Genomic DNA, 15095 nt, shown 5'->3' with positions numbered 1-15095 from the left:
ACAATACATCAATCGACTGCACATCTAAGAATAAATTTTAACATAACTGTCTATAAAACTTATTCGTGTAACAATACGAATAGCAGAAGTTAATAAGCAATAATAATAACTATTAGATATTGATGGTCATAATCCGTGCACAAAATACCACCGCTGCAAAATTCCTCAGAGCAACCAATAAATTAATTCAATTGTTAGTTTTGACTGAAATAGTATAGTAGCTAAGATTTATAGAATCCTTCGTATAAAAATAAACTATTAATTAGTTAATTAAATTTAATTTTTACTAATCATAAAGCAAAACTATAGTTTTGCTTTATGTACCTGCAGTTGGATAACGGCCTCATCACGAGAACGGGCAATATTCACAGTTACATTAACTCTCACTTCCGGATGTAAATTAATTCGTACTAGCTCTACCCCAAGTTCCTTCAACGCTTTATCCAATTTGACCTGATTACGATTGATTTTGATACCAGCATCAGTAATTGCATCAGAAATATCACGAGCTGAAACTGAGCCGTAAAGATGACCAGTATCACTGGCTGCACGAACTAAAACAAAAACCATATCTTTCAAGATTAGTGAAATTTCCTCGGCCTTAGCTTTACGCTCACGGTTATCAGCCTCAAGCTGAGCACGACGTTCTTCAAAAAGCTTGACATTCCAATGATCGGCACGTAAAGCCTTTTTTTGTGGCATTAGGTAGTTACGCGCATATCCATTTTTAACTGATACTACATCGCCCATTTGACCAAGACTATCAATTTTTTCCAGCAAAATGACTTCCATACTCTCAATTCCTTATCTTGATTGCTTACGCGCCTCCAGGTTAATTTGTTAACTCAGCCATAGCCTTATAAAGTCAATAGCTTATTACCCCTCTTTAGATTTATTCCCGCGTAGGAGACCTAGTATACCGGCGAAAATCAAAAATCACATCCAAAGCACCTATCAAAACAATCATAGCTGCCACCACCCAATTAAAAATTATTAGTAAAGCATAAGTGCTACCAAGCCAAAATCTACCATTAGTGCTAGATCGTGCAAAAGCGTGTATGACACCTAGTCCAGTGAATAGAAAAATCATTAATACAACTAGAACCATATTTTTAGCAGCAAAACCAACACCATAAGGTAGATAAGCGAAGGCTAACACCACTAAAAGTACAAAAGTAATCCAACGCGGACTGCGCAAATCGGCGATGTCAGGTGTAGAAAAACTCGATTTTCCAAATCGGCGCAAAGCAAACTGTGCTAGAATAGCACTAACTATTGTTGCCATCACCCAACCATAGGCGGCGAAAGCTGGAAGTAAACTAGCTAATGAAGAAAGCATATCGTGTAGCTCGTTTGTGGTAACCGGTAATTTCCCAGCTTTATTAGCATAAAGCAAAATTTTTTCGTATACTTGCTGCAATTCGTTCGCGATTACCCCTTGCATGCCTTGAGGATTATCTGATAAATATACAGCAGCTAGCGCTATCATTCCGCAGGCATAAGCAATCAGCGTAAACAGTAAAACCATTGGATGGCTAGAGCTTCGCTCTGCCTGCCAAATCATTAAAGCAGTTGGAACGCCAGTTAATATCGCATGATACACTGCGGACTCTGCACCTAAGGAAAGTACTAATGCAACAAAAGCAGAAACAGCTGTCGTTATTCCCAGAAATGACCCATATGTTAGCCCTACCAAAAAAATTGGCAAAGAGGTTAGAGACAACTGAAGAACAGCAAAAAAAGGTGAAGGATTAACAGCAACAGCCATCAGAGCGCTGGACGTTGCTGCTATTCCAACTGTTAGCCAATCATAATTCATCAATGGCTACCGTTGTATCGGAGCTTTCCATAATGCCGTTAGATATCAATCTAATTCCCTAACTTATCACGAAGGGCAAAAGCGCTATGTTACGAGCGCGCTTAACAGCACAGGCTAACTCACGCTGTTTTTTAGCAGATATAGCGGTAATTCTGCTTGGCACAATTTTACCTCGCTCGGAAATAAAACGAGAGAGTAGCTTAACGTCCTTGTAATCAATATCTGGTGCATTATTCCCAGATAATGGACAGGACTTCCTCCGCCGCATGAAAGGTCTACGAACAGCGGCACGAACAATCTGTAATTGGCTCATTATGTATCTCTTTTGCTGAAGTATTCACGTTCGCGGCGCTCTCCACGACTACGATCACGATTAGATTTAGCACACATCATAATAGAAGGATTTTCTTCAAGACGTTTAATTTTGATGGTCATATAGCGTAACACGTCCTCATTCAAACGCATCAAACGCTCCATCTCATTCACTGCTTTGAAAGATGCATCTAAATTAAAAAGCACATAATGCCCTTTCCGATTTTTATTCACTTTATAAGCAAGAGTGCGTAAACCCCAATACTCACGCTTCTTAATTTTTCCACCTAAAGCAACCACCACTTCAGCGAACTGATTTGTCAGATGTTCCACGTGGGCGGATGAAACATCCTGACGTGCGATAAAAACGCTTTCATAGTACGTCAATCCATAACTCCTTAGTGGATATCACAAGTACAGCCCCTCCTCTAAGAAGGAAGCTTAATTTATGCAACATTATTTAAATTAAACGCGCTAACTATGAACTGTAAATTTAAAAGATTTCAAATTGCTCATAAACAGTCATTACAGTATATAAAATCATGCCATAGCAATAGTTTTACTGAATTACGAAAATCCTATCCGCAAAAGTATAGAGGCACGCATATAAAATTTCCAAGTAAATAATGCCTGAATTTAAATATTTATCACCTATAACAATAAAAATACCATAACACAATTAATCAATAAAAAATTTTAATAAGATTCTAATGAGATATCTTAAACTTAATAGTTTATAAAATCACTAATTTTAATTATTGCATTGCTTTTAGCCCTTAAGAATTTTACAATAAAACTAAAACTTTAGATAAAACCTCAAATGTTAACTATAAGTTGTTTAACAATTCCTAATCTACAGATAAGAAAATATTTTATTGTATTCAATAACGTCTCGAAAAACAAAAAAAATTACTCAATTATTTCACTAATAAATCTTAATATATAAACTTTTATGTTCAAAAAAAAAAATAATTATCTATTAGCTTAATGATAAGCTGTTTATGAAACTAATATAATTTTCATATAAATTTTTAACCATGTTCACTAGACCAATTAAATAGCGTAAACATATTAAACATCACACAGCTTACTTAATCGATAAATAAATAATTCTAAATCTTCCATAAAATCAAAAAACTCTAACTAATTAATTCCAATCAATAAAATTTTCTTAACCTAGAACTAGTTATTTTGATTAATCTTATAAATTTTTTATTTAAAACACTGAAAGCACCTTGTAGATTGTTCAAATAAATTTACAATCGTTTTATTTATGCTTAATAAGCATAGTCAGTATTCAAAATACAATTTTGTTGTCTAACTTATAACAGAGCAGGCAATCAATTTATTGCTTTCTGAGATCAGAAACTTAATAGCAAATACTCGTTTATTAAAGATGAGTTAAATATTGTAGCATAAATTAACTTAACGTTTTTCTTGAATAAAATAGTTAGCCTAATCAGTTTAATCAGAGCAAACATAATCTGAAAACAAGCACGTTGTTTATAGCAAATCACTTGCTCGTGCAGAAGTATTTTGTTTATCTTCCTCTAGGATAATAACATACTAGTAAATTGATATTTCATCGCAGAGCCATTAACGATAAATACAACACACAATTGTTTATGCAGCATAATTTATTTATATCGATATAAATATTTCGATTACGAAAGTACATATTATCATTTTGATGCCGACAGCAGGAATTGAACCCGCGACCCTCTGATTACAAATCAGATGCTCTGCCAGCTGAGCTATGCCGGCGCATTAAATAAGATTACTAGAACAACTAAAGGATATTGTTTTTTTTTGACAAAACACCGTTTATCAATTGTAGAATATCAAATGATAAATATTTAAATTTTACCTTATAAATTGAGTATCGTTGTTGGGCATTGTAAATATAACTGCATAATTTTGTGACCTTGGCTCACAAAGATGTACGATGATAGATTTTATTCCATAACGCCAAAACCCATAATTATTAACAATCCTATTGCATACTTAGTTTTTACTATCTATTATTCATAAGGCTAGTTCTAACAAACAAAGCAATCAAAATGGAGAATAGTAGTAATTTCATTGCAATTTCGCTTCATAATTAGTCAAGTTATAACATAACTAATATTATTATTTTATAAACTAGTTTATAGCCTATTTAATAAAACATTAGCTTAAAACAATATATTTAATCATATCAATAATCAGTTATTATTTATTATAAAAATATAAACTAATATAGTTAACAATAACTTGCAATACAAAATAATTAATAATATACATTCTTAATATTTTCCATCTCAGGCTCTAGCTTAAAATCTGAAAATAATGTTGTTCTGTTATTTCTGTATGTATTAGTAATACAATACATTGAGTATAGTTTAAAGAGAAGTAAATTTTCTAGGCATAGCTCTAAGTACCCTCTTTAGCTAAACAATTAGTTTCTTTAATTAACAATGAGATCAACTTATCTTCGTTAATAAAGAAATAAATTTATATTCTTTGTAAGGATTTAAAAAGGATGAATGTTATCTAATCATCATATAAAATAACAACGTATTTTATTCAACAAGACCTAATTAACTGATTATCATAAATAGCAACCGACCAAGACCAAACGTCACACAAATTATAACAATTATGGTTTTTTTAAAATACATTTTTCTCATTAATGCTGATTTGAAAGTTCTCGATAGAACCTATCAGCAAATTTTTAAAATTCTATATTATTCAAGTGAATATTTATAATACGTACAATTTAATAAATGCTATTTTATCCTTAAGTAATTGTTTAATAACTACATTATACAATTACTCATAATAAAATTATTGCCGTAATTAATCAAGTTAATTTATTCTAATCATATTATTGCTAGGCAATTACAGTAAAATTTTTTTATTTACCTGCTGTCATTAATATTTTCTGTTATCAGTAAATATTAATCTGTTTTAATCTTTAAACATTAGCTTCATGAACCTAACGTTTAAAGCAAATATTGTAAATTTTATTCAGTTTATCTGCTAAAAAACTAGCAGTAATTTTGCACAGCGCAATAATCTTAAAGATTAAGAAAACTTTGCAGCGATAACATAAGCTAATATTCTTTGAGAAAGGAATAACAAAAAATTTTATTAAAAAACGATAAGTAAAAATAGTATTGTATTGAGCCGCCAATCAAATATAAAATAATTAGTTGCAAGCTTAATTATTCAGTGGTGGCGTGAAAGATGATTTTTTTATAGCCTAGCATAAACAACTGAGCAATTTATTATTTGCAGCTCGTATACTTTAGCTTGAATTAAATAAGTTGTTAATTAAAAATGATACTCATCTATTATTATTCTTAAGTATCGTTTAACAATATTAAAGAACTTATTAATTTTAATACGGGCATTGACCGAGCAATTAAATAGCATGATAATCACTTGTTCGTAAATTAACTGGAATACTATCACCTATTAGTTAGATAATAATATTATTATCATTTATATAAATATGATGACCTTTGAGGTACTAACAATAAATTCATTTTTGAAAGAAGTTTTATAAAAACAATGCTTAATAAATTATTTCAGTAGCCCTAGGGGAATTTGGATAACAACTTTTGAAGGTCTATTAATAAAAAACATAAAATTTAATAAAAAATGCCGACAATTGATCATCCAAACATAATTTAACTTGTTACAGATTCCATTATGTTTGGATGATCTTGCTTTAGGAGATGAATAGTTGATTTTTATAGTGAAACGAAATGTTTGCTATTCGACGTTGATTTTATAATAGTCATCGTTACTCTATGATCAATTATACTACCTGAAGTATTCTTAATATAGTTGAGTCTTACGATTATTCTAAACAATGATAAAAGTATTATTTATATAAATAATACCCTCAATAAAAAAATATAAATATAATTAGTTAACAATTATTAGATAGCAGCATTAATTATTCTATTAAGCAATAATTAATTTTAGTGCTTCATTAATTTGAGTTAAGTAATTAAAATATATTATTAATCCGCTTAACTCTTAATTAAATAGGCTTTTTACGGATCTACAAATATAAAGACTCACGTGTAAATACTGCCCCAGTATTTAAGATGATGCACAATAATTTCGTAGTAGCGTTTAAGTTTGATTTGCTCATATCAAACAAATAATTTTTAAGCTCAAAATTGTTCTATAGTAATCAACATTCAGTCTTACTGAATCATTTAGTTCAGTTAGTTTAAAACTTATTAAAGTGGTGGGCCCGACAGGATTCGAACCTGTGACAACACCGTTATGAGCGGCGCGTTCTGACCACTGAACTACGGGCCCCCTCGTTAATTGTATTAAAAACCCAAGCTTTATACAGTCATTATCCTGCGTAACTTAGCAAAATTTCTAACATGGAATTATTTGTAAATTTTTGTTCAATCTACAAGGTAGATAAGCTTAATAACAAATCAGCTCAACTGTCCTTCTTATAGATGAGGATTTTTTAAACAAAAAATTTTTTATAAATGCTTTATCATCTAGTCCTTACGGAGGATAATAGCGTTTAAGCATATTTTAAAATTAAAATATAGACTTACCGTGGTATACACCGCCTTAATGGCATTAATTATTAATCTTTTTAGCAAAGTGCTGTCTTCAGAGCAAAAGATTCAATTAATCGATATCTACGTTACGATTAGTAAATTTTTAAGATGACTTTACTAATAAAATAATATTTAATTCAATATACTAAACATCAAATTATTTTAAGTTTTTTTTGATAAAGATTACTTTGCGGCAGGTAGTAATTTTATAGAATAAATAAGTAATATTCCAAAGTGAAGGCTGGTTGCTAGATAGATTATATCTAGCCAGAGTTAACTGTAATTCTCTTAAAGCAAAAAACTTATAAAGTTACTAACACGCTATAAGGTGATCAAAAATCAGTATTAAGTTAAAAGTTTTGCTAAATTATAAAATAATAACGGATGTAAAACTATTTTTTAAATTGCGTAGATAATAAATGCAGATGGCAATCAATTATTTTATCGCTGAGTAAAAATAAAGTTTATCGTCTGCTTTTAGAATAGAGTACAACCACTATGTTAGCCAAATTTAAAGATAATAAATGCTAGCAAATCATCGAAATATGTTAGCTTTTACCAAGCTTTGTTCCGCCCTTACTGTAACATTACAGATAATATTTTTTACTACGTAGTTGTTCTATAGTAGTGGAAAGGTTAACCAATGTCCTACAGGGTTTTATTTTTTATTATCACTTTAATCGCCAGTACACTAATAGGAACTATTACAGCGGGATATCATATCTGGCAAGCAAAAGATGGCCAGATTAAAATAGGTGGGAATCTAAAATTAATTGATCATACTGGCAAACAAGTGTCGGAAAATAGCTATAAAGGTACTTGGCAGATAGTATTGTTCGGTTATACTTTCTGTCCGGATATTTGTCCAACTAATCTAATGGTAATTACGAAAGCGCTTAACAAGCTTGGTCCATTAAGTAATAAAATAACACCAATTTTTATTACAATCGATCCGCAACGCGATAATGTTAAACAATTAGCTAGTTATCACGATTATTTTCATCCTAGATTTGCAATGTTGACCGGAACGCCGGAACAAATCGCTAAGGTGGCCAAGGATTTCCGAGTATACTATAACAAAAACGATAATAAAGCTGGTTCAGACTATCTCATAGATCACTCATCTATGACTTATTTGCTTGATCCAAACAGCAATTATGTTACTTATTTTAATCACGGAACTAATCCAGATATGATGGCGGAAACTTTAAGAAAATATATCGATAAATGACCTAATTTATTATAATTCTAGAAAAATTTAGGATGGATTAGTTATTTAAATAATACAGTAATTTACCTTTACAATAGATAAATTTGAAAAGGAAATTTTTCAAAAATATAAACTTTATAGCACGATTGCTTGCTGTCAAATTGACAAAAATAGTTTTTGCTTTTCCATGCAATGCATAAAATTTATGTTGAAATTAAACATGACATACTGAAAAAAATTAACTATTGGCCATAATGTTTATCAGGAGTATTTTTTAAGCACTTCCTTTGAAGGACTTAATTTTGCTAAGGTTAAACTTAATTGGGTAAATAGTTTAATTTCGCTTAAAAGAAATTAATCCTTTATCTATGAATAAAAAAATTTTATCCAACGCAAGTGATATTCCTCAAGATAATTGGGTTGATCGTTGGCTGCCATGCTCCTGGAGAGCCTATGCAAGATTAGCCCGAATTGATCGACCTATCGGTACCTGGCTACTTTATTTGCCTTGTTTGTGGGGCATAGCTTTAGCCTGGCAGGAAATGGGGGCACCTTTCTCGGTAGCACCTTTGCTGGATATATTGCAAATCGTATTACTATTTGCAATTGGTGCATTTGTAATGCGAGGAGCTGGTTGTACGTTGAACGATCTTTGGGATCGTAAAATCGATTCACAGGTCGCACGCACCGCAAATAGACCTTTGGCTAGCGGTGCGGTAATGACTTTTGGCGCTATAATTTTTCTGGCTGCTCAGTTATCTGTTGGTCTTGTTATTTTGTTACAACTTAATCCAACTTCTTGGGTATTAGGATCATCAGTGTTGCCATTAGTTATTTTTTATCCAGGAGCTAAGCGATTAACTTATTGGCCACAAGCAGTGCTTGGCTTAACCTTTAATTGGGGCACCCTGCTTGGTTTTGTGGCAGTGAAGGAAACTATCTCGCCAGCCGCTTTGTTAGCTTATGCAGCGGGGTTCTTTTGGACACTAGGTTATGACACAATTTACGCTTATCAAGATAAGAAAGAAGATCGTATAGCTGGCGTTCGCTCTTTGGCTTTGCTTTTGGATGAGGAAGGAGCCAAACCAGTGCTCGGTATATTTTATGCTCTTACAGTATTTTTGCTTATTGCTAGTGTTTGGCACGCTGGTTTAGGACCAATAGCTTATATCGGAGTTTTTTTATCTGGTATTAATTTTGCATACCAGATATGGGATGTAGATCTCGACAATCCTCTTATATGTTTGCAGACTTTTTTAGCAAATAGAAACGCAGGTATGTTGATATTCTTGGCTATTACATTAGGCTAAAAACCAGCAATAACTGAATTAAGAAAATTATATTTGTAAATTGCAATATTATTGATTAATAAATAATTTATTTAACTTAAATTCTTCATTTTGATTTATTTGGTATTATAATTTATTACTTTATTAAATCGATTAGATATAGCATAAAAATTAGCGTATATCCTCTAATGTTTATCTTAATTATAGAAATTCACGAAAAATAAATTTTACGATGTAGCATCTACTAAGAACTAAAAGATAAAATAATCCATCGCATAATTGTATACAGCAATTTTTAAAAAATTGTTAGCAAGAAAATTTATTAGTAGTTTACCTTATAACACTACTAATAAAAACAATGTAAATTGGCTAAATAATAGCAATGATTATTACTTTTAAGAAGCCTATAACTTTATATCTATAAGACAATTGTACTTGTTGTTATTATGATAGTAGGATTCAAATAGTTAAGAGTAAAACTATCAATCGTGATTACTCATTGAATGCCTTAATCGATTGACTGCCTGCTCTACCATTAAATTTTTAATTGATAATCAATTATAGAAAATAAGGTAATTTCTTTTGGGGGTTTATATTGATCAATCTGTCTATTCTAATAGAATAATAATTTGTAACGTATTAGACTAATTTCCTCTATTCAGAAAAATATAACAATATGCCAATTGTTTTGTTGGCATATTGTTATATGGGTTTAATTATCAGCTAGGATGATGATAACATTAGACGTTAATGTATAATTATTAAAATAAATTATACTAATAATTTAAAACTAAAATAGTCCAAACTGATTTAATAACGATTAATTAAATTAAAAATCAAGAATCTTGATATCATTAGTTCAATATGATTCGATCAATTTTTAGCAAATTTTCCAATTTGATGTTTAAAAATATATATTTTTAACTATAGCAAATCGATTAATTGCATCAATTTTAAGAAGAATTTGTTAAACATTTTGGTTATTATATAGCTTATTAGAATTGTACTTGTTATCTCACGCTAAACGATATTTATATTAGTAAGGTACAAGCACGCACCCACCAACTTGGTGAGTAAAATGTCAGCATTTTTGCAGCAGCATTGGCACTACAGTAGTTTTCGAAGTAGCCTACTACAACAGATCCGCTCCCTGACATTCGAGCGACACGGCAACCGCTGCAATTTTGCAGCGCAAACATCGCTTGCCTAACAGCAGGAAGCAAACAACAAGATATACATTCTAGGTCATTACGTAAACTTGCAATAGCACTTAAAGGATCAGTAGCTAAACATTCAATTGCTCTTGCTGGTATATTACCATAATCATTGAACTTTCCGTATCTAAAAACAGATGCAGTAGAAAGGCTTGCTCCAGGCCAAACCATAACTACTGGCAATGGTTTGGCTAAAGTAATTGTAGTTAGCCGCTCACCTACCCCCTCTACCCGAGTGGGACAGCCAGCCAGGCAAACTGGTACATCACTCCCAAGCATTAGGGCTTTAGTATACAAACTATCTTTGTTTATATTAACATCCTCAAGTATTAAATGCATAACGGTAGCAGCATTGCTTGACCCACCACCTATACCAGCGCCTGAAGGTAAAAATTTCTCCACGGTCAAAGATCCAGATAGTAAAAAATTGCTAATCCTACCTGCAATTGACAAAGCCTGCCATGCTAAGTTAGCAGTGTTTTTGGGTATTGGTTTAGATCGATTAAAACAATCTTTTACTTCCAATAAACAAGCAGATCCGCCTGTTCGCCAAGTCACCCAGTCACCAAAATCAGCAAACGCTACAAGTGTATCAATAAAATGATATCCATCCGATCGTCTGCCAATCAAATGTAAAGCAAGGTTAACTTTTGCTGGCGAAAGACGAATTCGAGGGCAAGCATTAACCTTAGAAAGCACACCATTGTTAGAGCCGTTCATCTTAATTAATTATAATAACGAATCCAAAGAATATAAACTTCAGCTTATATTAGATTAATAAAAAATTAACAATCTCAGCAAGAATTTGCACAATTAGCTTTAAAATAAATTCAGTTTAATATTAGTGCAGTCAAATTTATTACTACAGCAAGTATCAGATTAAAAAAACAACCAATAGCGCTATTACCGTCCAAATGCACTATCATTTTATAAATCTTACATTTTAAACTTAAGTGGTTGTAAGCATAACACAAAGAAAAAATTACCAATCAGCTCTATTAGCATAAAAGTAAAACTTTTTAGTAATCGATGTAGTAAACAATATTAATTCGGGAATTTCATAGAAAAAGGCTTGATTAAGCAAATTATTTTACGCAATGCAGTTTAATCATAATATTAAATAACCAACTTGTTCCTCATATCTGAAGATAAAACAAAACTTGAGGGAAATAAATCAATGCTAGCATTGACTGAACAGTTATTTTGCTTTAAATAACACCATCCCTGATTAATTAGAAAAATAATCCTGTAAAACACATTACGGGGAAAATTATTTTTTATGATTAAAGAAACTTTTAACAAAAACTTATTCAAGATTAGTTTCTTAGCGCAAATATTTGTCTAAACAGACTTTTATACAAAAACATTATACCCTGCAAAACTCATTAAACATTAACTTCAGTAAAAGATTTTTATAGTAAAAAAAACAGCATACATAATTTGCATTATAGCAAACATTTTAAACGAACTAAAATATGATCGACAAAACAAACATATCATTGTGCAGGGTCTTGTCATTTTAATTAATTCAAAAACCTTATAAATAAAAACGACACGTTGACAGCTTATCGCATTATTTAGTCTATTCGAGCTAGAATAGCACGATAGCAACAATTACGCTTCTGCATACACAATGGTAACTAAAAAGTATTAATTTCAAATGCCAGCAGAACAACATTTTTATATAATAATAAATACTAATTTTTAGTAAAATTTATTTTTTTACATTCTATCTTATAAAAGCATTGTTAAATTAATTTTTAAAAAAGCTAAATAAAAGATATTTCTAATATAAAGGCACCATTTAACTATAAGATTATTAAGTTATTTTTTATTTAAGTAATATTATTTCCTTAAATAAGAAAATTACAATAAGAATTAAAATTTATTAGCGATAGAGTCTAAACGACAGCGTAATGTAAGCATATCATTCCATGCACTGGCTTTTTGGCTTGGAGTACGTAAAAGATAAGCAGGATGGTAAGTTGCTAAAGCAGGAATAGTTTCTTGGTAATTTGGGGACGTCCAATTCATAAAATTGCCGCGCAAGCGAGCAATTCCATCATGAATTTTCATCAATGCCCTAACTGATGTACCTCCAACAAGCATCAAAATTCTTGGTGCTGCTAATTCGATATGCCGCTCTACAAATGGGATACAAACGCTAATTTCATCAGATGTAGGCTGCCGATTTCCAGGTGGATGCCAAGGAATAATATTAGTTATATAAACTGATTTAAAACGCGAAAGGCCGATGCTATCTAGCATAGAATCAAGCAAACGACCACTAACCCCTACAAAAGGCTTACCTTGATGGTCCTCATCCGCCCCTGGCGCCTCACCAATAATCATAACCTCCGCACCAGGAATACCATCTGCAAAAACAGTATTGTTGGCCGTAAGTTTTAAATTACAATAATCAAATCTCTCCACAGCGACGTTTAATGCATCCAAAGATGCTGCACGATTAGCAGCTCTGCGAGCAGCTTCAACTGCCCCATTAAGGTCAAAATTTATCTCACCTGCTTTACTAGCAGGTTGCAACAAATCCCTAGTTAAACTATAACTGACTGCAGTATGCTTTTTTTCTGATCTTTGCGCTGAATTTACTGCTATTCTTGTTCGATTTATTGGTCTATTAAGTATTGTTTCATCTACTCCAGCTTCCACATACCAACCGAGAAGAGCTTTAAATACCGCATCAATGTAAATATCAGTTATTCTCATTTCTATATTACACACGCTGCTATGGATATTCGCCTACAAATACACAACTAGATTAAAATTGTAGACTAAACTGTTATCTATTACCACCTAATGAGAAAAATATACAATACAATTTCCTTTTTAATTAGGAATGAAGAATGAATCGAGAATTGATCAAATACGATGTAGTTATTGTCGGAGGCGGGCCATCAGGTCTGGCTGCAGCAATCAGAATAAGACAACAGTGTATTGAAAATGATGTGCAGCTCTCTGTTATTGTTTTGGAAAAAGGTGTTGAAATTGGTGCTCATATTTTATCTGGAGCTGTCATTGAGCCTCTTGCCTTAAATGAACTAATCCCTAATTGCAAAGACGAAGGAGCTCCACTAAATACACTAGCTACCGAAGATCATCTACTTTTCTTGACTAAAAATTCCTCAATTCGATTACCTACCCCACCAAATATGAACAATCATGGCAATTATATTGTAAGCCTAGCTAATTTAGTGCGTTGGCTTGGTCAGCAGGCCGAAAAATTAGGTATTGAGATATGTCAGGGCTTTGCCGCCTCTGAAGTACTTTACCACGAGGATGGTAGTGTAAAGGGTGTTGCTACTGGAGATTTTGGAATTAATAAACTTGGCAAAAAGACTACTAGATATCAGCCAGGTATAGAGTTGCACGCTAAAATCACGCTATTTGCAGAAGGCTGCCGTGGTTCGCTCACTGAAGAATTAATAGAGCACTTTAATTTACGTAAGAAATGCGATCCACAAACTTATGGTATAGGCATAAAAGAAATGTGGAGAATTGAGCCGCAAAAGCATAAAGCAGGCAAGATTATTCACACACTTGGATGGCCGATGAACAGTAATACCTATGGTGGATCATTCCTCTATCACCTGGAAGATAATCAGGTCACGATAGGCTTTATTATGGGGTTAGACTATAATAATCCCTTTCTCTCGCCGTTTGATGAATTTCAGCGACTTAAGCAACACTCTTCTATTCGACCAATTCTCGAAGGTGGACATCGCATCGGCTATGGTGCACGTGCATTAAACGAAGGCGGTTGGCAATCAATCCCCAAACTAACATTTCCAGGAGGAGCGCTTATTGGTTGTGCAGCTGGTTTTTTGAATGTACCTAAGATTAAGGGCAGCCATAACGCAATAAAATCTGGTATAATTGCTGCCGAAGCCATATTTGAATCTTTAAGCAGCGATAAAGTTCCGCACAATTTTGAGCCATCGGAATATATGAGTAGAATCAAGAAGAGTTGGGTATACGATGAGCTTTATAAAGCTCGCAACATACGTCCAGCTTTTCGTGCTGGATTGTTAGCTGGGATAGCTTATTCTGCGCTTGATACTTACCTACTTCGCGGCAAGGCTCCTTGGACTTTTCACCATGTTTCTGACCACACACGAATGATCCCAGCTTCACAAGCAAAACCAATCGCTTATCCTAAGCCAGATGGGGAAATTAGCTTCGATAAGCTCTCTTCTGTATTTTTATCTAATACTAGCCATGAGGATAATCAACCATCTCATCTTATACTGAAAGATCCATCAATAGCGGTGCGTTTTAATCTTAAAATCTATGACTCACCCGAACAACGCTATTGTCCAGCTGGTGTTTATGAAATTATCCGTGACAGCAATGGCAAAAATCCACGCTTACAGATCAACTTTCAAAATTGTGTCCATTGCAAAACCTGCGACATTAAAGATCCAAAGCAAAATATCAAATGGGTTGTACCGCAAGGAGGTGAAGGTCCGATATACCAAAATATGTAAAGTATTTTAATTCATCCTAAATTGTGCAACAAGTAATTTATATATTCAGACAATATATAATTCGCTCACTGGATTTTTTATCTAAAAAGTACTCTTGTACTTTATTTAAGATTTTGTTTTTATAACATTGAATTATTATTAATATATGGGTAAGGCTTAGATA

General features: G+C 32.4%; 9 protein-coding genes and 2 tRNA genes. 3 read left to right on the top strand and 8 right to left on the bottom strand.

What is annotated here, in order from left to right; genetic code table 11:
* Positions 1–303 precede the first annotated feature (303 nt).
* The 6 genes from rplI to A1OE_RS01025 form a co-directional block, all read right to left on the bottom strand.
* Complete coding sequence (rplI, locus tag A1OE_RS01050; protein WP_015088040.1) at positions 304–792, bottom strand: 50S ribosomal protein L9; 489 nt, start codon at positions 790–792, stop codon at positions 304–306.
* A gap of 100 nt (positions 793–892) precedes the next feature.
* Positions 893–1819 carry a DUF2232 domain-containing protein gene (locus A1OE_RS01045; RefSeq protein WP_015088039.1) on the bottom strand — a complete coding sequence of 309 codons (927 nt, stop codon included), beginning with the start codon at positions 1817–1819 and terminating at the stop codon, positions 893–895.
* 58 nt (positions 1820–1877) lie between these two features.
* Positions 1878–2132, bottom strand: a complete 255-nt coding sequence (gene rpsR / locus A1OE_RS01040) for a 30S ribosomal protein S18 (protein ID WP_015088038.1) — start codon at positions 2130–2132, stop codon at positions 1878–1880.
* Positions 2132–2518 (bottom strand): 30S ribosomal protein S6, encoded by a 387-nt coding sequence (gene rpsF, locus A1OE_RS01035; protein ID WP_015088037.1) that lies wholly within the window; start codon positions 2516–2518, stop codon positions 2132–2134. The genes rpsR and rpsF overlap by 1 nt, the downstream gene beginning before the upstream one ends.
* 1304 nt (positions 2519–3822) lie before the next feature.
* A tRNA-Thr gene (locus A1OE_RS01030) sits at positions 3823–3895 on the bottom strand.
* 2480 nt (positions 3896–6375) lie between these two features.
* Positions 6376–6451, bottom strand: a tRNA-Ile gene (locus A1OE_RS01025).
* A 906-nt stretch (positions 6452–7357) separates the two neighbouring features.
* On the opposite strand from A1OE_RS01025, the gene A1OE_RS01020 reads away from it, so the two are divergent.
* Positions 7358–7945 (top strand): SCO family protein, encoded by a 588-nt coding sequence (locus tag A1OE_RS01020; RefSeq protein ID WP_015088030.1) that lies wholly within the window; start codon positions 7358–7360, stop codon positions 7943–7945.
* A 347-nt stretch (positions 7946–8292) separates the two neighbouring features.
* Positions 8293–9234: a 4-hydroxybenzoate octaprenyltransferase gene (gene ubiA, locus A1OE_RS01015; protein ID WP_015088028.1), complete on the top strand. Its 942-nt coding sequence runs from the start codon at positions 8293–8295 to the stop codon at positions 9232–9234.
* A 1010-nt stretch (positions 9235–10244) separates the two neighbouring features.
* Here ubiA and A1OE_RS01010 read toward each other — a convergent pair.
* Both A1OE_RS01010 and A1OE_RS01005 read right to left on the bottom strand, forming a co-directional pair.
* Entirely contained in the window at positions 10245–11147 is a 903-nt protein-coding gene (locus tag A1OE_RS01010) for a 4-(cytidine 5'-diphospho)-2-C-methyl-D-erythritol kinase (protein ID WP_015088026.1), read from the bottom strand.
* 1158 nt (positions 11148–12305) lie between these two features.
* Positions 12306–13154: a uracil-DNA glycosylase gene (locus tag A1OE_RS01005; protein WP_015088022.1), complete on the bottom strand. Its 849-nt coding sequence runs from the start codon at positions 13152–13154 to the stop codon at positions 12306–12308.
* A 137-nt stretch (positions 13155–13291) separates the two neighbouring features.
* On the opposite strand from A1OE_RS01005, the gene A1OE_RS01000 reads away from it, so the two are divergent.
* Positions 13292–14932, top strand: a complete 1641-nt coding sequence (locus tag A1OE_RS01000; RefSeq protein WP_015088021.1) for an electron transfer flavoprotein-ubiquinone oxidoreductase — start codon at positions 13292–13294, stop codon at positions 14930–14932.
* Positions 14933–15095 lie beyond the last annotated feature (163 nt).

It is taken from the genome of Candidatus Endolissoclinum faulkneri L2, assembly GCF_000319385.1.
Taxonomy (GTDB): Bacteria; Pseudomonadota; Alphaproteobacteria; order Thalassobaculales; family Thalassobaculaceae; genus Thalassobaculum; species Thalassobaculum faulkneri.
The sequence above is the reverse complement of the archived record's forward strand: the minus strand, read 5'-3'. Positions and strand labels throughout refer to the sequence as shown.